At 38.5% G+C, this 21438-nt stretch carries 21 protein-coding genes; 7 read left to right on the top strand and 14 right to left on the bottom strand.

The features are described 5' to 3' along the window. A partial coding sequence (locus M3183_RS22835) for a hypothetical protein (RefSeq protein ID WP_251473317.1) occupies window positions 1-268 on the bottom strand: 268 nt, incomplete at its 3' end. Window positions 269-305: 37 nt separating this feature from the next. Next, entirely contained in the window at window positions 306-770 is a 465-nt protein-coding gene (locus M3183_RS22830) for a hypothetical protein (RefSeq protein ID WP_251473316.1), read from the bottom strand. Between the two features lie 267 nt (window positions 771-1037). On the opposite strand from M3183_RS22830, the gene M3183_RS22825 reads away from it, so the two are divergent. Further along, entirely contained in the window at window positions 1038-1361 is a 324-nt protein-coding gene (locus tag M3183_RS22825; RefSeq protein WP_251473315.1) for a hypothetical protein, read from the top strand. Window positions 1362-1528: 167 nt separating this feature from the next. Here the strand turns inward: M3183_RS22825 and M3183_RS22820 are convergent, their stop codons facing one another. Beyond that, complete coding sequence (locus M3183_RS22820) at window positions 1529-3115, bottom strand: bifunctional metallophosphatase/5'-nucleotidase (RefSeq protein WP_251473314.1); 1587 nt, start codon at window positions 3113-3115, stop codon at window positions 1529-1531. 175 nt (window positions 3116-3290) lie between these two features. Between M3183_RS22820 and M3183_RS22815 the strand changes: the two genes are divergently transcribed. The 4 genes from M3183_RS22815 to phnE (M3183_RS22800) all read left to right on the top strand — a co-directional run bounded on the left by M3183_RS22815 (window position 3291) and on the right by phnE (M3183_RS22800) (window position 6712). Beyond that, entirely contained in the window at window positions 3291-4232 is a 942-nt protein-coding gene (locus tag M3183_RS22815; protein WP_251473313.1) for a phosphate/phosphite/phosphonate ABC transporter substrate-binding protein, read from the top strand. 118 nt (window positions 4233-4350) lie between these two features. Further along, window positions 4351-5124, top strand: coding sequence for a phosphonate ABC transporter ATP-binding protein (gene phnC / locus M3183_RS22810; RefSeq protein ID WP_251473312.1), 774 nt, complete (start codon window positions 4351-4353; stop codon window positions 5122-5124). Continuing rightward, window positions 5121-5912: a phosphonate ABC transporter, permease protein PhnE gene (gene phnE, locus M3183_RS22805; protein WP_251473311.1), complete on the top strand. Its 792-nt coding sequence runs from the start codon at window positions 5121-5123 to the stop codon at window positions 5910-5912. Before phnC ends, phnE (M3183_RS22805) begins: the two co-directional genes overlap by 4 nt. After that, window positions 5909-6712, top strand: coding sequence for a phosphonate ABC transporter, permease protein PhnE (phnE, locus tag M3183_RS22800; protein ID WP_251473309.1), 804 nt, complete (start codon window positions 5909-5911; stop codon window positions 6710-6712). The genes phnE (M3183_RS22805) and phnE (M3183_RS22800) overlap by 4 nt, the downstream gene beginning before the upstream one ends. 209 nt (window positions 6713-6921) lie before the next feature. Here phnE (M3183_RS22800) and M3183_RS22795 read toward each other — a convergent pair whose 3' ends face one another. After that, window positions 6922-8157 carry an NAD(P)/FAD-dependent oxidoreductase gene (locus M3183_RS22795; protein ID WP_251473307.1) on the bottom strand — a complete coding sequence of 412 codons (1236 nt, stop codon included), beginning with the start codon at window positions 8155-8157 and terminating at the stop codon, window positions 6922-6924. A gap of 448 nt (window positions 8158-8605) precedes the next feature. Here M3183_RS22795 and M3183_RS22790 point away from each other — a divergent pair, with 448 nt between their 5' ends. Beyond that, the gene (locus M3183_RS22790; RefSeq protein WP_251473304.1) at window positions 8606-9427 is read left to right on the top strand and encodes an EAL domain-containing protein; all 822 of its coding nucleotides are present in this window, start codon (window positions 8606-8608) and stop codon (window positions 9425-9427) included. Window positions 9428-9540: 113 nt separating this feature from the next. After that, complete coding sequence (locus tag M3183_RS22785; protein WP_251473302.1) at window positions 9541-10485, top strand: GGDEF domain-containing protein; 945 nt, start codon at window positions 9541-9543, stop codon at window positions 10483-10485. Window positions 10486-11279: 794 nt separating this feature from the next. On the opposite strand, the gene M3183_RS22780 is transcribed toward M3183_RS22785, so the two are convergent. The 10 genes from M3183_RS22780 to M3183_RS22735 form a co-directional block, all read right to left on the bottom strand. Beyond that, window positions 11280-12017: an SIS domain-containing protein gene (locus M3183_RS22780; protein ID WP_251473324.1), complete on the bottom strand. Its 738-nt coding sequence runs from the start codon at window positions 12015-12017 to the stop codon at window positions 11280-11282. Window positions 12018-12030: 13 nt separating this feature from the next. After that, window positions 12031-12756 carry a GntR family transcriptional regulator gene (locus tag M3183_RS22775; protein WP_251473322.1) on the bottom strand — a complete coding sequence of 242 codons (726 nt, stop codon included), beginning with the start codon at window positions 12754-12756 and terminating at the stop codon, window positions 12031-12033. 46 nt (window positions 12757-12802) lie between these two features. Further along, window positions 12803-13543, bottom strand: coding sequence for a glucosamine-6-phosphate deaminase (gene nagB, locus M3183_RS22770; RefSeq protein ID WP_251473300.1), 741 nt, complete (start codon window positions 13541-13543; stop codon window positions 12803-12805). Then, on the bottom strand, window positions 13544-14725 hold the full coding sequence (gene nagA, locus M3183_RS22765; RefSeq protein WP_251473298.1) for an N-acetylglucosamine-6-phosphate deacetylase: 1182 nt from the start codon (window positions 14723-14725) through the stop codon (window positions 13544-13546). 220 nt (window positions 14726-14945) lie between these two features. Beyond that, a complete protein-coding gene (locus tag M3183_RS22760; RefSeq protein ID WP_251473295.1) occupies window positions 14946-15401 on the bottom strand; it encodes a NanQ anomerase/TabA/YiaL family protein in 456 nt (151 codons plus the stop codon). Between the two features lie 57 nt (window positions 15402-15458). Beyond that, window positions 15459-16298 carry a MurR/RpiR family transcriptional regulator gene (locus M3183_RS22755; protein ID WP_251473293.1) on the bottom strand — a complete coding sequence of 280 codons (840 nt, stop codon included), beginning with the start codon at window positions 16296-16298 and terminating at the stop codon, window positions 15459-15461. Window positions 16299-16314: 16 nt separating this feature from the next. Next, on the bottom strand, window positions 16315-17223 hold the full coding sequence (locus M3183_RS22750) for an ROK family protein (protein ID WP_251473291.1): 909 nt from the start codon (window positions 17221-17223) through the stop codon (window positions 16315-16317). A gap of 92 nt (window positions 17224-17315) precedes the next feature. Further along, a complete protein-coding gene (locus tag M3183_RS22745; RefSeq protein WP_251473288.1) occupies window positions 17316-19013 on the bottom strand; it encodes an FAD-binding protein in 1698 nt (565 codons plus the stop codon). A gap of 17 nt (window positions 19014-19030) precedes the next feature. Then, window positions 19031-20527, bottom strand: a complete 1497-nt coding sequence (locus M3183_RS22740; RefSeq protein ID WP_251473287.1) for a sodium:solute symporter family protein — start codon at window positions 20525-20527, stop codon at window positions 19031-19033. A gap of 27 nt (window positions 20528-20554) precedes the next feature. Beyond that, window positions 20555-21421: an N-acetylneuraminate lyase gene (locus tag M3183_RS22735; RefSeq protein ID WP_251473286.1), complete on the bottom strand. Its 867-nt coding sequence runs from the start codon at window positions 21419-21421 to the stop codon at window positions 20555-20557. Window positions 21422-21438 lie beyond the last annotated feature (17 nt).

The following is a 21438-nucleotide window of genomic DNA, read 5'->3' as shown; positions in this document are numbered from 1 at the left end:
TATGAAAGACAAATTCCTTCCCAAATTCCAAATTCTGTCCTTCATCGAAGTTATGAAAGACAAATTCCTTCCCAAATTCTAGATTCTGTCCTTCATCGAAGCTATGAAAGACTACTTCCTTCCCAAAATCTAAATTTTGTCTTTCATCGAAGCTATGAAAGACCATTTCCTCCCAAAAAACTAAATTTTGTCCTTCATCGAAGCTATGAAAGACCATTTCCTTCCTAAAATCTAAATTCTGTCCTTCATCGAAGCTATGAAAGACCATTTCCTTCCTAAAATCTAAATTTTGTCCTTCATCGGAGCTATGAAAGACAATTTTCCTTCCAGAAATCTAGATTCTGTCCTTCATCGAAGCTATGAAAGACCATTTCCTTCCTAAAAACTAAATTCTGTCCTTCATCGAAGCTATGAAAGACAAATTCCTTCCCAAATTCCAAATTCTGTCCTTCATCGAAGTTATGAAAGACAAATTCCTTCCCAAATTCTAGATTCTGTCCTTCATCGAAGCTATGAAAGACTACTTCCTTCCCAAATTCTAGATTCTGTCCTTCATCGAAGCTATGAAAGACTACTTCCTTCCCAAAATCTAAATTTTGTCTTTCATCGATGCTATGAAAGACCATTTCCTTCCCAAAATCTGAATTCTGTCCTTCATCGAAACTATGAAAGACTATTTCCTTCCCAAAATCTGAATTCTGTCCTTCATCGAAGCTATAAAGCCAACTTCCTCTTAAAATCTTCATCGAAGTGACGAGAATTGGAATCACTCTTTTGCTTTGATTCTAGATCTCATAAACTTCTTGTACAAAGTGGTCACCGATATTTTTTACCTTTGCATCTGCGTTAGCCATATTTTCCACCATAGAGGTTTTCCCTTTCCTATCAAATTGCCACAAAGAATCATTAAGATCATGCTTTGGAGAACTAAATGTAAGAATGAAATTAAATTCTTGTGAAACCACCAAAATCTGTCGAACTGGCTTTTCACCGGTTGGGGTTAACACGCGGATAGTTCAGTTGAACCTGCAGTAAAAATGCTTCATACCTCGGATACTTCGGTTGAACCTGCAGATAAATTGCCTCATACCGCTAATACTTCGGTTGAACCTGCAGATAAATTGCCTCATACCGCTAATACTTCGGTTGAACCTGCAGATAAATTGCCTCATACCGCTAATACTTCAGTTGAACCTGCAGATAAATTGCCTCATACCGCGGATACTTCGGTTGAACCTACAGATAAATTGCCTCATACCGCGGATACTTTGGTTGAACCTTCATTTAAAATGCTTCATACCTCGGATACTTCGGTGGATCCTGCAGATAAATTACTTCAACCCGCGGATATATGGTACTAAGCCGCAGATAGGATAACGGCCGATAGAAAAGAAAAAGCTAAGTGTCCACTTTCAAATAAGTAAACACTCAGCTTTTACAACCATTTTATTCCCTATTAAAGCATGAAATTCCCCTATAATGGAACAGTTAAGGAATTACCCAAACATGGTTTCCTTCACCTGCAGCTTTAATAGATAACTTTCCAATTATGATTACAGCTTGCTTCAACAGTTCCTCTTTTTAGAAAAAAATCTGCTAGGAGCTCTGTCATGTCAATCTGAATTTCTTTTATTATTGGTTTGTCTTTGAACATTATAAAATCTCCACCACCGCCAGCGCGGTAGTTATTCATAACTACATCATATTGTTTAGAAAGATTCAGAGGTTTGCCATTTCGAGTCAGATTTTGCACTCGGTTTCCTGCTGGTTTTGTAAGGTTTAATTCGTATTCGATTCCTTCCCACATATCATAGTTATAATGTTGGGGCTTCGGCTCAATAAAAGTCGGATTGACTTTTATTTTTTTATTTTCATCCAAAATGAAATAGGTCGCACATTTTTCTAAGGCATCTTTGATATCCTGGCCAGATATTCGAATGACTTTTAATGTATTTGGATAAATATAATTAGACACAATATCCCGCATCGTGACATGTTCTGAGAAGCCTGGTGATTCATTGTGAAAAAGAGCGGTATTGGAGATGTCTACTCCCGTTGCATCCATTTGTACTTTATTGATGAATTCAATTAAAGGATGATCGCGAAGCCTTACATTGAAGGCATCACCAATGCTCATATCTCCAGTAATCTGACCAATCGGTTGATCAAGCCACTCCTGGGTTTGTTTTTCAAACTCCTCCGCCAGCTTTAGAATATCCTGGTCAGCTGCCGTATCATGATCGACTTCTAACAACTCGGAAGAAGTAATTACCACTTTCCAATTCCCATTTTGGCGTTGAAATTGAAGTTTTACTTTTCCAACTGCCTGGCCATTACATCCAGGCTGAACTACTGTTACTCCATTCAGCTTTGAGGCAATACGCCGGTGCTGATGTCCAGTTAACAATACATCGATACCTTCGATTTCATGGCAGATCCGGCAGCCCTGGTTTTCGCCGGTTAATGATTCTGTAGGTTCTCCTGATGAAAGGTCTCTTTCAAAACCTCCATGATAGGAAACCACTAATAAATCAAAATCTTCATTTTCTCTTATAGAATGAACCCATTTTTTCGTCGTTTCAAAAGCATCAACAAATGTTAATCCCTTGATATGACTTGGATTCTCCCAATTTGGGATATAATGTGTGGTGATTCCCAGCACCGCAATTCGCAGCCCATTGGGAAATGTTTTTATAAAATAGGGGGGGCCGAATGCGGGCTGATTTGTTTCATCGTCGATAATACCAGCAGAAAGCCAAGGGAATGTTGATTCTTCAATCGATTTATTCAGTAAACCCAATCCATAATTAAATTCATGATTTCCAATGATTGCGGCATCATATTCCAAGTGATTTAAAATACTAATCATCGGATTTTTTTTCCGATTAAGGAACTTAGCGTAATGATAGGTTAATGGGGTCCCTTGAATTACATCTCCATTATCAATTAGCAGTGTATAATGAGTATTATTTTTCTCTTGGTTGATGAGGCTTGCGACTTTTGCGATACCCAAATCTACTTCTTTATTCGTTCCATAATCGATTGGATAAACATTCCCATGAATATCACTTGTTTCAAGGATGACCAGCTCACACTGATCCGTTTGCTTTTCCATTTTTCAACCGCCTTTTCCTCAAAAATATCCGTGTTCATTATACCTTTTAAAAATAAAATATTACCTTAAATTACAAAATTAACAAATACTATACAATTTATTTACAAAAATGTGACTATTTTGGTGCTATACTTCTCTTGCATAACAAAACTATTATTTTCATGGAGGTTTCTAGATGTTTAAGTTTAAGAAATTCGCTGCCTTTGGCATGTCTTTAGCCATAACTGCGGGTATTTTAAGTGCCTGTGGTACTTCGAAGGACACTGCCCAAAATGCTGCAGCGGCCAAAAGTTACGTTCCGGAAACATTAACGGTTCAATTTGTTCCATCTCAAAATGCTGGTACATTAGAGGCAAAGGCAAAACCACTAGAAAAACTACTTAGTGACCGCCTTAACATTCCTGTAAAAGTAAGTGTTTCAACTGATTATAATACAATTATTGAAGCAATGGCTTCCAAAAAGGTAGACATTGGCTTCTTACCGCCAACTGCTTACGTAATGGCGCATGACAAGAAGGCAGCAAATGTATTGCTTCAAGCACAGCGGTACGGGGTAGATGATCAAACCGGTCAACCTACCACAGAATTAGTAGACTTTTACAAATCTATGTTTATTGTGAAAAAGGATGCCAAAATTAATGATATCAAAGATTTGAAAGGTAAAAAGATTGCTTTCCAAGATGTAACTTCTTCTGCTGGTTATGTATGGCCGGCCGCTTCATTAATGGATGCTGGTATTGACCCTACAAAAGACGTTCAAGGAATTACTGTAAAAGGACATGACCAAGCTGTACTTTCTGTTCTTAATGGTGATGTAGATGCAGCCGTCATTTTCCAAGATGCACGTAATATTGTTAAAAATGATTATCCAAACGTCTTTGATGATACAAAGGTGATTCAATTTACTGAAAAAATTCCGAACGATACCATTTCTGTTCGTTCTGACATGAACAAAGATTGGGTAAAGAAAATACAAGATGCTTTTGTTGCAATTGGTAAAGATTCAGAAGGACATAAAATTATCCAAGACATATACTCCCATGAGGGTTATACACCATCAGATGATAAAGTGTTTGATATCGTTCGCGACTATGCAAAGAAAGTAAAAACAGAGTAATACAATTACTACTAATAAAAATTTGCCAGCCAGTAGTTTACAAGATTACTGGCTTGATTTTTTTGCTAATACGTTTCAATTAGCAGTTTGATTTTACGTAAAGAAAGTTGGTATAAACATGATTGAATTTATAGATGTCTCCAAGACTTATCCCAACGGTTTCCAAGGTCTTAAAAAGATTAATTTAAAAATTGAAAAGGGCGAGTTTGTGGTCATTGTCGGATTATCTGGTGCCGGCAAATCAACATTACTCCGCTCAATAAATAAATTAAACGAGATTACAGATGGAGAGATTTTGATTGACGGTATCTCCATAACAGATGCTACAGGGGCCGATTTAAGAAGAATCCGTCGTGATATTGGGATGATATTCCAAAATTTCAACTTGGTAAAAAGGTCAACCGTGCTTCGGAATGTTTTGTCAGGGCGTGTAGGCTATCATTCGACATGGAGAACCATTTTCGGTTTATTTCCGAAAGAAGATGAAAATCTTGCCTTTGATGCATTGGAGCGCGTGAATATTTTAGACAAAGCCTACACAAGGGCAGATCAGTTATCTGGCGGCCAGCAGCAGCGTGTATCGATTGCCCGGGCCTTAGCTCAAGAAGCAAAGATTATTTTAGCTGATGAGCCTGTTGCCTCTCTAGATCCGTTAACGACAAAACAGGTTATGGATGACTTACAAAGAATTAATCAGGAATTGGGGATTACGACCATTGTTAATCTTCACCACGTTGAGTTAGCAAAAGAATACGCAACGAGAATTATTGGCATGCGTGCGGGTGAGGTTGTTTTCGATGGACCTGCAGCTAAGGCAGATGATGAAACATTTGCTGAAATTTATGGGCAAGGGATTAAAGAAAGTGGGCTATTAGGAGAGAGTGTGTCATGAATCCAGAACAAAAAAGGACTATTCCTCCATCTCCTAGTAAAATCAAAGGATATATAACTGCCATACTCTTTATTATTTTAATTTGGGGTAGTTCTGTCAAAACGGAGTCTTCTATAGGCGAGTTTATTGTTGGATTTCCCAATATAATGGATCTTCTGGGGCAAATGTTTCCTCCTAATTGGGGCTATTTTAATAATATAACGGATGCTATGCTGGAAACGATTCGTATGGCCGTCATTGGGACAACATTTGGTGCGATCCTTTCCATTCCTGTTACTTTATTTTCTGCGAGTAACCTTGTGCAAAATGCCTGGATCTTTTATCCTGTCAGATTCATTTTGAACTTAATTCGCACCATACCTGATTTATTGTTAGCGGCTATTTTTGTAGCCATTTTTGGACTGGGGTCATTGCCAGGCATTCTTTCTTTAACTGTTTTCTCCATCGGTATCATCGCCAAATTAACATATGAAGCCATCGAATCCATTGATCAAGGACCGCTTGAAGCGATGACTGCTGTTGGAGCAAATAAAATCCAGCTAATCGTGTTTGGGGTTATTCCTCAAGTCTTGGCCTATTTTATCTCTTATATTTTGTATACATTTGAAATTAATGTACGTGCTGCTGCGGTATTAGGGCTTGTTGGTGCTGGAGGAATCGGATTATTTTATAATAAGACACTTGGCTTTCTTGAATATGATAAAGCGAGTTCGATTATTCTCTATACGCTAGTTGTCGTCTTATTCATTGACTTTATCAGTACAAAATTACGGGAGAAATTAATATGAGTGAAACAACAAGAATCATTCCAAAACCAAAGAAAAATAAAATCGGTCTCTGGTTCATTTATTCAGCCTTACTCCTCATTTATATCTGGGCTTTTTCCGGGATGGGACTCCCTGAAATAAAACAAACCGCTGGTCAGATCTCAAAAGCCATATTCAGCGGTATTTTCCATCCAGATTGGAATTATATCTCTGAGCCAGGCGGGGAAGATTTGCTTCATGGTTTACTTGATACGTTGGCCATCGCTATCCTGGGTACATTTATTTCTGCATTCCTTTGTATTCCGTTTGCCTTTTGGTCAGCAGCCAATATGAGTAAAGGCAGGGCCATTCCAAGTTTTGGGAAATTCGCACTCAGTTTTATTAGGACATTTCCAGAGCTTGTGATGGCGATTATGTTTATCAAAGCTGTTGGACCAGGCTCTTTCGCCGGTGTCTTAGCATTAGGCTTGCACTCAATAGGGATGCTGGGGAAATTATTCTCTGAAGAAATTGAAAATATGGACTCGGGTCCAACAGAGGCTTTAATAGCAACAGGCGCTAACCGCATTCAAACTCTTTGGTTTGCCATCATTCCACAGGTTATCCCTGGTTTTCTCTCCTATACTCTTTACCGGTTTGAAATTAATGTTCGGTCGGCCACCATTCTTGGTGTAATTGGTGCAGGAGGGATTGGTACCCCCCTTATTTTTGCTTTAACTTCAAGAGATTGGAATAGAGTCGGTATTATCCTTATTGGAATTATCGTTATGGTCACCATGATTGACCTGATTTCTGGTTACTTGAGAAAGAAATTTATTTAACTGAAAAATCCTGTACTGCATAGAAATTGTTTTTTGTTTTAACACAATACGAGAAAGGAATCAGTAAAAACGAATAAGGAAACCGAGAAAGGTAAGCTCACATAACAAGCTTACCTTTCGATATTGGGCCGGAACAGCCTCACATAAATTTTTCCAATCGTTATTCATTTATTTACTCCCCAAAGGCTGTTTTTTCCGTTTCAAATCTTTTACGAATGTTTTCCCTTGTTTAGTAAAGGGCGATCTTGCAAGTATAAAGCTAAGTCTGGGCAGTTTCCTTCAACAATTTCTTTTACAATCAATTTCGACAGCAATTGGCTGTAAACCGTTCCATTATCCCCAAAGCCAAATAGAAAATAGCTATTCGGATATTCTTCATATTGACCAATCATCGGAATGCCATCCGAAATACCTCCATAAAATGCTGCTAAGTAATAGGCTGGCTCAACTTTCATATCGGGGAACATTTTATTAAATTCTTCCACCAATTTTTTCTTCCTGTGAATCAGTTTACTATCGCGATCTTCAGGGTATGTCGTATTATCATCCAGTCCACCTATGATAATCCGGTTATCCCTGGTTGTACGCATAAATAAATAGGGACGAGCGGTTTCCCAAATGAGGGTTCTATTATACCATTGGGAAAGATCGTCGACTGGATGGGTTGTTACCGTATATGTACTAACATAGGATGCTTTTTTCTCCTTTTTGATTTCCATTCCTTCATATCCCGCTGCAAAAATAACAAAGCGTGCTTGTATCGAACAGCCAGTCTTGGTCGAAACTATAATCTTTCCTCGTTCTTCATCATAATGATAACCGTTCATTTCCGTATTTTCATATAGACGGGTCCCTTTTCTGGCGGCGTAATCCAATAGGGCATGGGTAAATCGGAAAGGATTGATTTCTGCATCGTTATAGGAATAAATAGCAGCATCCCTGCTAAAAGGATATTTTGCTTCAATCTCTTCCTTTGTTAAAAAAGAAAGTTCACAGTTATGCTGTTTTAAAAATTGATATTCTTTATTTAGACTTTCAACATCTTCTGCACAGCTTGCAGCATAAAGGGTATCTCTTCTGTTAAATTCACAATCAATGGCGACCTTCTTGGAGGCTTCTTCTATTTCATTAATGGCTTCTTTTAGCAACTGTAAATGACGAACAGTGTAATCTTCTCCAAAGGTGTTGACCAAATGTGTAAACATCTTTTCACCAGAGTATTGAAGTAAGGCTGTATTCGTACTAGTACTGCCGCTGCCGATGGTTGACTTTTCAATTAAAGCTACATCTACATTCGCATCAGCAAGATAATAAGCACATTGTGCTCCAGAACTTCCACCCCCAATGATTAATACGTCACAAGAGGTGTCTTCTTTTAATGCTGGGTATGATGGTGCATCAGGAAAGGTTGTAGGCCAATAATAGGTTCCAGATTGTAAATTCATTTATATCCCCCGGTTATAACAAAGTATAATGTTACTATATCCAATCTCATTTTTATGCATACAAAGAGACGCACTCATACGTGTGTGATGAATTGCAGGGTACCCGGCAAGCAATCGAACCAGAATACTATTTAGGTGATCATTCTTGGGAGAGTCCCCCTTTTTTCCTATCATAGAAACGGAGGCTAAGTGACAATCGTTATTTACTTGGTCACTAGAGGACAAGGATATTGGTTCCCTCATTTGAATCCCTTATGTTAAGTGAATCATCAGCTATCACCTCATTATTTTATCAGGAGCCCTTAAACGGCTGTCGATTTCCATACTTTCTCCATTTCTCTTAGCGTGTATTTCTCCCGTGATTTTTACAAAAATTCATACAAAAATTTACATTCGCTTAAAAATACATTGATATCATAGAATGTACATATCTAGAGAAGGTACAGTCATGGATCATCCCAAACCATTCAAATCATTTTCAGACATAAAGAATAGTCAAGTTTATTCTTATCTCATGTACTTAAATACCAGAAGAAGGAATGCAATTGACTATTATAAGAGTTTAAAAGAGTTGCAAAGCATTATGAAACATCATTCATTAAATACATTTTTTCAGTCTATTCTTAAATTAACATCAGGAGAAACGGTCGGTTATGAAATATTGAATCGTTCTAGTACAACAAAAGTATTCACGAACACCGAAACATTTTATGATTTTGTTGGACAATCGAATCAAGTGTTTTCATTCGAAGGTTTTTGTCGAAATATATCGCTTAAACGGTTTATTGAAAGACACAAAGAGAATATACAAGAGAAAAGCACATTGATCTTCATTAATATTCACCCTCATGTTTTACTAGACACTAATTATCACAGCGGTGAAACATATCAACTTTTATCCGATCTGGGAATTGAACCGACACAGGTCGTTTTTGAATTAACCGAGAAAAGTGCTGTTACAGACTTTCCATTGTTTGAAAAGGTTCTATCAAATTACCGCTCACGAGGGTTTCGAATTGCCATTGATGATGCAGGCTCAGGGTACAATAGTTTAAAAACATTCATTTATTTAAAACCTGAATTTATTAAGCTGTATTGGTCCCTTTTTCAAAATATCGATAAAAATATTGAACAACAGCAGTTGGTAAAATTAAAAATTGAATATGCCAAACAATCTTCTACTGAAATGATTGCAGAAGGAATAGAAAGGCTGGAAGAGCTGGCCTTTATTTGTGAACATGGAGTAGATTTTGTCAAGGATATGCTTTAGGTAAACCAAAAGAGGAAGTGGTGCCGGGGAAAATTCCAAAGTATTCTGCATCATAAAACCGCCTTACTATTATTTAATAGATAGAAAAGTGTGTAAGAAGAAGGATGAAAACTATGGTTGCTTTTATTGGTGATATTGTAGAACAGGTCCCTTGTGTTTCTCAATCAGAATTAAATAGTGAAGTAGATCAAATCTTTATTGATAATTCAAGCATACAAGGAATTGTTGTCGTAAATAATGAAGTTCCAATTTCACTTATATCAAGATCACATTTTTATCAAAAAATTGGTACTCAATATGGGTATCACCTTTATATGGGGAAATCGGTTGAATTAATAATAGCCCATTTAGATTCTCTCATTGTTGATTACTATCAACCTGTTACAGAAGTAAGCAAGCTGGCAATGGCAAGGGAAGAACAGAATCGTTATGATTATGTCATCGTCACAAAAGAGAATAAATATATCGGCGTGGTTAGTATTGAAAGATTACTAATGAAGTTAGTTGAAGTTCAAGTAGAATTTGCGAGCTTTTTAAATCCTCTAACAGGATTGCCGGGGAATCATATCATTGAAGCAAAATTAAAAGAAATGATTCAGGAAGAAAGGTTTAGCATCTTATATTTTGATTTAGACCATTTCAAAGCCTATAACGATACATATGGATTTCAAAAAGGGGATCAGCTCCTTGAATCTACTGCGGAACTTCTGAAAAAACATTATACCAATAAAGGATATTTTTTAGGACATATTGGCGGAGATGATTTTATTGCGATGATCCATCATCATGAAATCCAATCAGAATGCAATTTGCTCATTGAAGAGTTTGAAAAGATGATTAAAGAATTTTATACTCCTTCTCACCTTCTACAGCAATATGTCATAGCTGAAAATCGACAAGGTCTAATAGAAAAAGTACCACTTGTATCCTTATCTATTGCCATTGTGACCAATCAAAATCGTGTATTCCATAATGTAGAGGAACTTGTTGAAGATGTAGCTGCAATAAAAAAAACATGTAAGAATGTCCCTGGAAGTTGTTATGTAACGAATAGGTAGTTTTAAAAACCACATTTTTTGGTGAACCGAATCATAAATGAATTTTTTTAAAGGCAGCCATTTAGGATAAGTAGTTCGAATAATGTGGTGAATATCTAAAACCACAACACAAATAACATAAGAATTCGTTGCATGAATGACAAGTAATTAACAATATAACTAGCACACAAAAAAGCTCTTTAATATGGAGAGGTTGTACAAGTCGTTAAACGCTAAGGCAAGTTTGATAAATAGGCGGAGAAATTTCCCTTAAGTAACAAAAAACACTGAAAATAGCTAAAATAGACGGAGGGTTTCCGCCTATTGACTCAAAAAATGTGAAAATAGGTAATTTTGCTTTGGATAAGCGGAAAACCTCCCCTTATATTCCACGAAACGAGCTCCATTCTGCATATAGCGGAAAAATCTCCGCTTATTTTACCTTCGCCGGTTACCCAATTATGGATTAGACTACTTATGTTTCGAAAAAACCAAGTAGTTACCTACTTAAGTAAAAAACAACCTAGCAAATTGCATAGGAATTAACATAGTAATTAGCACATTGACAACAACTATTATCAATATGTTTTTTAGGCTGCGGCTTTGCTGGCTAATTAAAGTGGTTATAGCTCTAGGCCGTTGATATATAAGAGGAAAATAGGAGACAAAATCGTATGCGATTTTGTCTCCTATTTAACATGCTGTTTGGTATGTTTCTCCACCGAAACGGAACTACTTACATTTAGGACTGCTCTTTCGTCTTTTCTATTTCTCCCCATCAAAACACATGGATAATAATCTCACCATCCATTTGTTTAAAGATCCAGTGTCGGAATCCGCTTTTTATATTTCTCAATTAATTTTTGATTATGTTCATCACTGCCATCAATGTTGCCGCTTTTGAAAATCGGTGGGTCGAAATGGTTTTCAATCATAATGTCAATGGCTTCGACCATCATGGCATTTAAAATGGTCATGCCGATAATGGTGGAACCGGGGCCAAAGGGAGTTGGATAAGATTCATGCTCCATAAGGGCATCCCCCATTTCTATATGGTTATCAATCCATAGATCTGCCATTTGATACAGGTATTTGCCGCTTTTATGGCGGGAAGGCTGGGCTCCGGCATAGCTTAGAGAGGTAATGACAATGACGAAAGCACCTTGATTTTTGGCTATTTCTGCAACATCAATTGGAACCGGATTTCTGCCAGAGGTGGAGTTTACGATGAAAAGGTCATTGGGCTGGATGTCTACTTCTGACATGAATTCCTGGGCCAGTCCATTTTTCCGCTCCAATTGGGAAGAGCGGACCGCTCCATGATGCAGCATGAGTTTTTCAATAAAGATGGGGTTGATTGCAGCTAAGCCGCCAGCCCGGTAAAAGAGTTCTTCTCCAAACATATGAGAATGGCCGCAGCCAAAAACATGGATCACTCCATCTTTTTGAATACATTGTGCCGCTTTTTGCGCGGCTGCTTTTATTTTTTCCTGTTCCTCTTGTTCCACTAAATCGATTAAGTCCTTCATCTTTTGGAAATATTGGCTGAAGATAAAGATTCCCTCCTTAGGACCGGTTCATTGTAATCATAAATTTATAGCGGTCTGCACGGTAAGTTGATTTCACAAATTCAACAGGGGTTCCATTTTTCAAAAATGTATTTCGTTGAATCAGCATGACAGGTGAACCTGTTGAGATGTGCAAATGTTTCGCTTCAAGGCTGTTTGCGATAGATGACTCAATCGTCTGGGCGGCATGATGGATTCGCATACCAAGACTCTCTTCAATATAATGATAGATCGACTGGTTGACGATTTGTTCCGTTAATCCTTTGATTAGATTGGCCGATATATGGTTCACTTCAACCGCCATAGGCAGCTGATCCGCTAATCGAATTCGTTTGATTTCGTAGACGGGATCATATTCTTTAATCGACAATTGGCTGGCAATGGTGAGCGTTGCTGGAATCAGTTTAAAGGAAAGCAGTTCATTTCCCGGTGTGAGCCCCCTTGATTTCATATCTTCGGTAAAGCTTGTCAATCCTTGAAGGCCTTGTTCAATTTTTCGTTCAGCCACAAAGGTTCCTTTTCCTTGGATACGGTGCAGATAACCTTCGTTGACAAGCTGGGTAAAAGCCTGCCTCACTGTCATCCGGCTAATCTGGTGTTTTTCAGCATACTCTCTTTCCGGCGGAAGGACATCACCAGGCTTTAATTCACCCTTCTCGATTAATTCTTTAATATGTTCTTCCAGTTGATAATAAATTGGAATGGGAGAATTCTTATTAATCATGCTCACTGGTCTGCCTCCTTTCCCCAATCGAAGTGAAAAACTGTTTTTACAACTGCGGAATTTTGACCCCTTGAAGTGCTGGTTGATCTGCAATGATTGTAACAGATGGGTGATTCTTCAGCACAGAAGCAGGGAAGTTCTCATTTTCCTCTGATCCTACTAATTTGTGCATGGCTTCGTTTTTGTTTTCTCCTGACACTAGAAGAAGAATCTCTTTGCTTTTCATAATCGTTGATATTCCCATCGAAACCGCCTTCGTTGGCACATCTTCTACTCTATCGAAGAATCTCGCATTGGCATGGATTGTCGAATCAGTCAGCTGGACGATATGGGTTTTAGACTGAAAAGATGTTCCTGGTTCATTAAAACCAATATGACCATTGCTGCCAATTCCAAGGACTTGTAGCTCAATACCGCCGTTTTGGGCGATTAATTCTTCATAGCGCATGCATTCTTCTTGAAGATTCGATGCGTCACCACGGGGGATATGGGTATTGGCCTTGTTGATGTCAATGTGATTAAATAGTTGTTCATTCATAAAATATTGATAGCTATTGGGATCATCTCCTGAAAGCCCTACGTATTCATCTAAGTTAAAGGTGGTAACATCACGATAGGAGGTTCCATTTTCTTGATGATCACGAATTAAGTTTTTGTATGTCCCGACAGGTGTACTGCCTGTTGCTAATCCTAGGGTGATGCTGGGATTAGCGGTCACTTTTCCCATGATATATTTCGCTGCTCTTTCGCTCATTTCTTGATAGTCTTTTACTTCAATAATATTCATTTACTTTTCCTCCTTGTTAAATACGAGTGTTCCGCGGCAAAACGTCATCTGAACGTTAAAATCATCATCCAAGAGCACGATGTCTGCATCTTTTCCGGCCTTGAGACTGCCTTTTCGATCATACACATTCAATTGTTTTGCAGCGTTGGCGGACGTCATTTCAATGACCTCTTCTAATGTGCATCCAGTGTAGGTTAAGACATTTTTCACTGCATCTCCTAGTTTTAAAATACTTCCCGCAAGTGTGTCATCATGAAGGAGTGCTTTTCCGTCTTTTACCGTTACTTGCTGGCCGCCAAGATCATATAAGCCATTTTTTAGACATTTGGCCCGCATAGAATCTGTGATTAAAATAAGCCCTTCTTTTTGTTTCAGCTTATACGCCAAATCAATCATTTCCGGGCGGACATGAACTCCGTCTGCAATCAGCTCAGCGACTAATTCTTCTCGCAAAAAGGCTGCCCCGACAACACCAGGCTCACGGTGGTGCAAGCCGCGCATTTGATTGTACAGGTGTGTTAAGTGGTTGGCCCCTGCCTCAATCGCTGCGATCACTTCTTCATAGGTGGCATCCGTGTGTCCAAGAGAAGCGATGACCCCGTTCTCTTTCAAGTAGGAGATCATTTCTAAGCCTCCTGGCTGCTCAGGTGCCAATGTGACCAGTTTAATCGTTTCTTTTGCGAGGTCCTGCCATTTTTTAAATAGGGAAAGATCTGGATCGATAATATGCTGGATGGGCTGTGCGCCCGCTCTATTTTTATTCACAAAAGGACCTTCAAGATGGATTCCTAAAATTTCAGCCTGTCCATGTGAAGGTTGCTGCTGGATATATTGACCAGCATTTTGTAATGCCTTTTCAATTTGCTCTTTTTCTTGTGTCATCGTTGTAGCTAAAAAGCTTGTCGTACCTTCTCGCGGAAGTGTGGCAGCCATTGTGGTTAAGGCTTCTTCCGTTCCATCCATGACATCACTTCCATTAACCCCGTGAATATGGACATCAATAAAACCAGGAACGGCTTTAAAGTGAGACGGAACCGCAATGGTTTCACATTCTTCTTCATTGATTAGCTCATCTATTGATCCTAGTTCAAGGATTTTTTGATCTTGTATTTTGATATAGCCATTTTTAATCACTTTTCCTTCAGAATAAACTTCGATTCCTTTTAGTAATTGAGGTTTCATTTTTCATGACTCCTTTCAAATCACTTTCATCATAGCACTTAAAGAACTAGTTGTCTATACCAATTAAACCTCTTTTAATGCTCGTACTACCTTCAACTTCATTGATATTTTAGCATCCCAAAAGTCTTACCCCGCAAAATTGGTATAGATATTTAATTTCTAAGGCTCAATATAAAAAGCGTGCTGGACACGCCTTTTATATTGACTCCTATTCATAGTTTTATCCTAATAAAATTTTGATAACCGCTTTTTTAACTGGTGCAGCTTCCTGATTGATTTGGATTCCAGGCTTATGAACATCTTCTGGGAAAAAGATAGCGAACATTCCTGTTTGAAGGGTAATCGTGTCGCCTTCACCGGTAAATAACCAATAATCGTCCTTATTATTATACGGCTGCTTGACTTCCATCTTTTCGATATTGGCCACTTTGATTGCTTCCGTTCCATCAATCATATATTGAATATCTAAATATTTCTTATGGGCTTCCCAGTCGCCTTCATCTACAGATTTTGTATCATAGTTTTGAATCATTGCAAACACATTGTCCCCATCAATCACATGTTTCCCCACTTCCAACGTTTCTAAGTCTTGACGCTGGATAAAATCGTATGCTGCTCTCATGCCTTGATGGATGGCTTCATATTGTTTGAAATTTCGTTGATTGTCTAAAATCATTTGTGTGTATCCCCTTTTTCATTCACGCTGCCAGGTGCTTAACACCCATGAAACATGCTAATATAGCTTGTTTCCGATATTCTCGGAAATTTCCATCTTCACTTTTTCTGCTGCTTCATAGTTTTTCATCGTGATTCCGGTGCAAATTAAATCAATTAAATACAACTGGGTAATTTTTGCTACCAAGGAGCCGCTGTCCAGCGGACTTTCCTTCACAGATGTAAGTAAAATAAAATCTGCATACTTCGTTAATGGTGATTTAATATAGTTGGTTAAGGCCAGGATGGTCGCTTTCTTTTCTTTGGCAATTTTGACCGTGTCGACAATGTCCTTCGTACTCCCTGTCAAACTAATGGCAATCACCACAGAATTTTCTGTTAAAGAGCTTGCCCTCATGACTTGAAAGTGAGGGTCTGTCACAATGTCAGCATGTTTCCCTATTCTCATTAACCGATTTTGCATATCAAGTCCTGCAATCCCTGAGGACCCAATTCCGAAAATCACCACATCCTGTGAATGGTAAATCGCCTCAATACTATCTTCAAGGGCTTGTAAATCTAGCATATTATACGTATCTTCTATTGCATGCACCATATTGGTGCGGATCCGGTCGACATATGTTTCATCATTCGTCTGGTTCTCATCTTCTGAAATTTCTTGAGCAAGCAGCACTTTAAAATCTTGATAGCCCTTAAATCCCAGCTTTCGAAAAAAACGCAAAACCGTAGCCTCTGCCACTCCGCTGGCCTCTGATAATTCAGTTAAGGAGTAGTACAAAACCTTGTCAGAATTTTTCGCAATATACTCATGAATCTTATGATCTGATTTGGTGAAATTGTGCTTATGCTGCTCCATTAAAATGGATGGCTTTTGTGCTGAAACTTTTCTTGTGTCCATTGAAATCCCCTCATATTTACGTAACTGGATTCATATTTAAAAAATGCCTTGCTGCACCTAATAAATTGGCTTTGTTTTCATTCTCTGCAATCTTTATACTAAGCGGTTTCTTGAAACTTGGCATTACTTTTTTGGATAAGGATGACTCAATCCCTTGTAATAGAAATTCTCCTTGTGCAGATATGCCTCCTCCAATTAAAACAAGCTGGGGATTAAAGATATGGACAAGGCTCCCAATCCCTGTTGCTACATCGGCGGTCCATTGTGTATATAGATCAAGGGCATCTGGATGTCCTTCCTTTACCATTTCAAAAAATTGCTCCAATGGAATGGCCTTGCCAAACTTTTGTTCAACCAGCTGTGTTAAGGCCGAACTGGAAGCATATTGTTCATAACAGCCAGTATTGCCGCATGTACAGGGCTTGCCATTCGGATATAGATTAATATGGCCGATTTCCCCAGCTGAAAAGCTGGTACCTGTATAAAGTTTTCCATTTAAGAATAACGCACCGCCAATTCCAGTGCCAATTGTAACACAAAGAAAATCTCTTACCCCTTTGGCAGCACCTTGCCAATATTCACCTAAAGCCGTACAATTGACATCATTTTCTACCGTTACAGGTAATCCTGTATGCTGTGAAATCAACTCCGCCAGCGGTGTTCCGGTATATCCAGGAATCGTATCCGTTGCAAATACAACTGTCCCATGAATATTATCAATTTGTCCTGCAGAACTAATGGCAATTCCTTCTAATTTAGAATCCTTTAAAAGCTGATCACAAATATGCTTTACTTTTTCCACTAATACAGGACCGCCTTTAGAGGCCTCTGTCGGGATTGAATGAAGGTGTGAAAGTTCCCCTTGTTCTGTCGCAATCCCATATTTAATGGAAGTCCCGCCGATGTCGATCACCCCAAGCTGCATGTTCCTTCCTCCCTTTCATTCCTGACGAAACTTGAGAAAAAGGGAAAAACCCATAGCCGGTTTTTCCCTTTTTTTATGAGTAAAAATCCTTCTTATTGGGCTAAAAAGTGATACTCAATCGTTTCATCCTCTGTCATCGAAATAAACAAACGCTTGTTATATTCTTCCCGTTCTTCTTGATAATCCTCACGATAATGTGCGCCTCTGCTTTCTCTTCTCTCCAGCATAGACGTAAGCAAAATTTGCGAAAGCTTTAGAAAGTTTCTTGCCTTCACCATTTGTTTTCGATTTCGCTGTTGTTCAAAAAAAGCTCCAAGTTCAAGGGAAGCCTCCAACTTTTTAATTTCCTCAATTGCAGAAGACAGCCCTTCCTCATCACGCACAACATTGCCATGGTACCACATAATTTCTTTTATCCCGTCAATGACTTGATGCACTTTTTGCTCTATATGATTCTCTTGCAGCAGATTTTTGCCAGGATTGTGGAATCCAAACATTTTTTCAATCTGAGCCGCTGCCTCATTTTCAGTTATTTCAATTAAGTCCGTTTTACGTGTATACTGAACACAATCCATTGCCGCTCTTTTTCCAAATACCATACAGGCACCGGTAGAATTGCCGCCCAAACGATTAGCGCCTTCAATATTGCAGGAGAGTTCCCCAATGGCATATAAGCCATTTACACCTGTTCTGCCATACGTATCAATGTAAACCCCGCCATTGCTGGCATGGGCAAATGGAGCAATTCGGATTTCATCCTCCACCAGATGAATGTTTCTTTCTTTTAACCAATTCAAATACACGGTATAAAATTCTTCTTGATTTTCATACAGCTCATCGCGGTATAAGAGTCTAAAACCATCTTCGTTATGAGTAGCGATGATGTTTTTCATCATGGCGATATCAAAGTATTTGGATGAGAGTGAATGGGTGAATGGTCCATGGGTGCTCCGAATCTCTAAACATTCTTGTTTAGACAAGCCTTCCGGAAGAAATGGATCCAAAATGCTGTTTCCTGCCTCATCCACAATATCATCACAGTACATTAACGTATGTTCTCCGAAAAGCGTTTTATATTTTGGCGTTGTAATCCCAGGGATAAACTGAATATACTCCATATTCACAAGACGGGCCCCTGCTTCAAGAGCTAAAATATGGCCGGAACCATCAACATCATTCGGATTTAGATTATGCTTATAAATACTTCCAAACCCGCCTGTTGCCAGAATAACCGCCTTAGCTTCAACCATGACGAACTCATTATTTTCATCCAGCAATATGGCACCAGCTACTCGTCCATCCTTTTTGATCAAGGTAAGGACAATTGTTTTTTCCATAATGGAAAGATTGTCATAGGTACCAAAAATGGACCGTACATTTTCACGAATTTGATCCCAGTCACTTAATAGATAAATATCGCGTTCATGTTCAGCGAAGCAGGCCTTCCGCTCACCCTCTAATTTCTTCGCATGAACCCCGATATCTTGATATTCCTTCACTCGATCCGGGATTTCATTTACATAGACCTCAGCCAAGTCATGGCGGTGCATGCCCCGGCTGAGTTTTTCAATATCGTGAAGAAAGATTTCTTCGTCTTGTTCATCTTTTGTCACCTGTGTTCCAAGGGAAGCCTTTAAGGGATAAAAGCTTGAACCAGATGCTATTTGCATCTTTGTCACCAATAAAACCTTTACATTTTGATCGGCAAGTTCTTTACTCACTTTGATCCCAGATAAACCGCTTCCGACAACCAATACATCTGTTTGTACTTTCGATTTAATTTTTACCATTTTTACACCCTGCGATCTTAAACAGCTTTATTACGATCATAGAACGTTAAATCTGCCTCTTCCGCTTTACTTTTCTCTTTGAAAAGTAAGCTGAAGCCATAGCCTAATACAATAGAAACGACTAAGTTAATAATGGAATAGGCCCATAATGAAATATCAGTAAAGTAGGAAATATAAATCGCGACAACCGTTGTTCCTATGAAACCAAGCAGCGCACCTTTCGCATTTGCCCGTTTGGTCATGACGCCTAATGTAAATGTACCGCCAATAATACCTAGTACTAATCCCATTAATCCATTAAACCATGCGTAAGCATTACTTACATCGGTATAGACAAGAACAATAGCAAAAGCGATTGAGAAGATCCCAACAAAGGTTGAAACAGAACGAGCCATTTTTGTTCCTTTTTCATCTGTCATATCTGGTTTCAACACTTTTTGAATATCCAGCGTCCAGCTTGTTGCCACACTGTTTAAACCAGTTGAAAGTGTCGATTGGCCTGCCGCAAACAGCCCGGCAATTAATAGACCTGAAATACCAGCAGGCAATTGGGAAACGATAAAGTTAGCAAAAATTAAGTCTGCTTTTCCATCAGGCATTGGACCTGTTTGCTGCTTATAGAATGTATATAATGCAGTCCCGATAAAGAAGAACAATGTGGCGGTTCCAAGTGAAAGTATACCGTTTAGGAACGTCATTTTATTCATTTCTTTTAAGTTATCTGTCGTTAAATAACGCTGGACCATGTCCTGACTCGAAATATAGGAGAATGCTGTAGAAAGACCAGCACCTACAATTAAAAGGATCACACTATTATTGACAAAGTTTGGATCAAAAAACGGTGTATCCGTGAAAAACTTCGTATCAGCTATACCCGTTTTGAACACTTCTCCGATACCGCCTTTAATATAGAAGAGCAGCATAATCAGAGCAAAAATACCGCCGCCAATGAGAACCACACCTTGGATAAAGTCTGTCCAAAGAACGGATTTAATCCCGCCAAATGCAGAGTAAATCGTGGCAATCACACCCATGAACAGGATGATCCATACTGCATGAATACCTGTAACCGCTGCCAATGCCAGCGCAGGTAAATACATGATAATAGACATACGCCCGATTTGATAAATGATAAATAAGACACTGCCGATTACCCGCAATTTTACATCAAAACGGCGTTCTAAATATTCATAAGCTGTATCTAAATTCAAATTTCGATACACTGGTAAGAAAAAATAAATAGCGATTGGCACTGCAATAAATAAACCTAATTGAGCAAACCAAAGCTCCCATGTCCCTAAATAAGAGTTACCTGCTAATGATAGGAAGGAAATGGGACTCAAAAGAGTCGCAAATAAACTAACTGAAGTAACCCACCAAGGAATAGAGCCGTCTCCTTTGAAGAACTCTTTTCCTTGCATTTCTGTTTTGGCTACTGCCATACCCACCCATAAAATAAATAGCAGGTAGGCGAACAATATGATATAGTCGAGTATTGTAAATGTACCTGTCATGTTTCTACCCTCCCAGGTGTTAAATCATTAAAGATATTTTTCCGCAATTTGTTTTGCACGTTGAACTTTCTCTTCTGTCAACGCCTTCATTGGCTTCCTGCAAACACCTGCGTCAACACCTTTTGTTTTTAAAATCTCTTTGATCGTTGGATATAAGCCGTTATCTAGAATCGCAGCAATCAAGTCATTGGTTACTCTTTGAATTTCCCTGGCTTCTGCAATTTGACCTTTTTGCGCTAATTCAAAGATTTGTCTTGCACGGCTTCCATTTACATTAAAGGTACTGCCGATGGCTCCATCTACATTTAAGACGCTTGCAGAAAGCAGCATTTCATCAAAACCTGAGTAAATAAGTTTTTCAGGATAGGCATGACGAAGTCTTTCTAATAAGAAGAAATCAGGCGCTGTAAACTTCACCCCAATAATTTTTTCATTTTCAAAAAGCTCTCCAAATTGGTCAAGGTTCATACTTACCCCGGTTAATGCTGGAATAGAGTAAATAATCATTTTATTGTTAACGTTTTCTAAAATAGTATTATAGTAATCTTTAATCTCTTCGAAATCGAACTTATAGTAGAAAGGCGTTACAGCCGAAATCGCATCATATCCCAATTCGGTAACAAATTGAGCTAATTCAACGGCTTCATCAATATTTAACGAACCGATTTGAGCGATTAATGTTACTTGGTCTTTTACTTCATCTTTCACAATTTCAAAGATTTGTCTCTTTTGTTCTGTTGAAATTAAGAAGTTTTCGCCTGTACTGCCATTGATATACAAGCCGTCTACTTTTTGAACATCAATATTATAACGGATAATCTCTCTTAATCCCTTTTCATTTACCTGCCCTTTTTCATCAAATGAACACATTAACGCTGTGAATATCCCTTTCATGTTTAGCACCCTCTTAT

This window comes from Neobacillus mesonae (assembly GCF_023715155.1).
GTDB lineage: Bacteria > Bacillota > Bacilli > Bacillales > Cytobacillaceae > Neobacillus > Neobacillus mesonae_A.
Note: the sequence above shows the minus strand (reverse complement) of the source record. Positions and strands in the feature narration are given on the sequence as shown.

Coding starts and splice junctions, on each gene's coding strand:
- M3183_RS22820 (WP_251473314.1), bottom strand. CDS start 3,115: ATGGAAAAGCAAACGGATCAGTGTGAGCTGGTCATCCTTGAAACAAGT.
- M3183_RS22785 (WP_251473302.1), top strand. CDS start 9,541: ATGGTTGCTTTTATTGGTGATATTGTAGAACAGGTCCCTTGTGTTTCT.
- M3183_RS22745 (WP_251473288.1), bottom strand. CDS start 19,013: ATGGTAAAAATTAAATCGAAAGTACAAACAGATGTATTGGTTGTCGGA.
- nagB (WP_251473300.1), bottom strand. CDS start 13,543: ATGAATATTATTGAAGTAAAAGACTATCAAGAAATGAGCGAAAGAGCA.
- nagA (WP_251473298.1), bottom strand. CDS start 14,725: ATGAAACCTCAATTACTAAAAGGAATCGAAGTTTATTCTGAAGGAAAA.
- M3183_RS22740 (WP_251473287.1), bottom strand. CDS start 20,527: ATGACAGGTACATTTACAATACTCGACTATATCATATTGTTCGCCTAC.
- M3183_RS22750 (WP_251473291.1), bottom strand. CDS start 17,223: ATGCAGCTTGGGGTGATCGACATCGGCGGGACTTCCATTAAATATGGG.
- M3183_RS22790 (WP_251473304.1), top strand. CDS start 8,606: ATGGATCATCCCAAACCATTCAAATCATTTTCAGACATAAAGAATAGT.
- M3183_RS22795 (WP_251473307.1), bottom strand. CDS start 8,157: ATGAATTTACAATCTGGAACCTATTATTGGCCTACAACCTTTCCTGAT.
- M3183_RS22760 (WP_251473295.1), bottom strand. CDS start 15,401: ATGATTTTAGACAATCAACGAAATTTCAAACAATATGAAGCCATCCAT.
- M3183_RS22755 (WP_251473293.1), bottom strand. CDS start 16,298: ATGGACACAAGAAAAGTTTCAGCACAAAAGCCATCCATTTTAATGGAG.
- phnE (WP_251473311.1), top strand. CDS start 5,121: ATGAATCCAGAACAAAAAAGGACTATTCCTCCATCTCCTAGTAAAATC.
- M3183_RS22735 (WP_251473286.1), bottom strand. CDS start 21,421: ATGAAAGGGATATTCACAGCGTTAATGTGTTCATTTGATGAAAAAGGG.
- phnC (WP_251473312.1), top strand. CDS start 4,351: ATGATTGAATTTATAGATGTCTCCAAGACTTATCCCAACGGTTTCCAA.
- M3183_RS22775 (WP_251473322.1), bottom strand. CDS start 12,756: ATGATTAATAAGAATTCTCCCATTCCAATTTATTATCAACTGGAAGAA.
- phnE (WP_251473309.1), top strand. CDS start 5,909: ATGAGTGAAACAACAAGAATCATTCCAAAACCAAAGAAAAATAAAATC.
- M3183_RS22825 (WP_251473315.1), top strand. CDS start 1,038: ATGCTTCATACCTCGGATACTTCGGTTGAACCTGCAGATAAATTGCCT.
- M3183_RS22815 (WP_251473313.1), top strand. CDS start 3,291: ATGTTTAAGTTTAAGAAATTCGCTGCCTTTGGCATGTCTTTAGCCATA.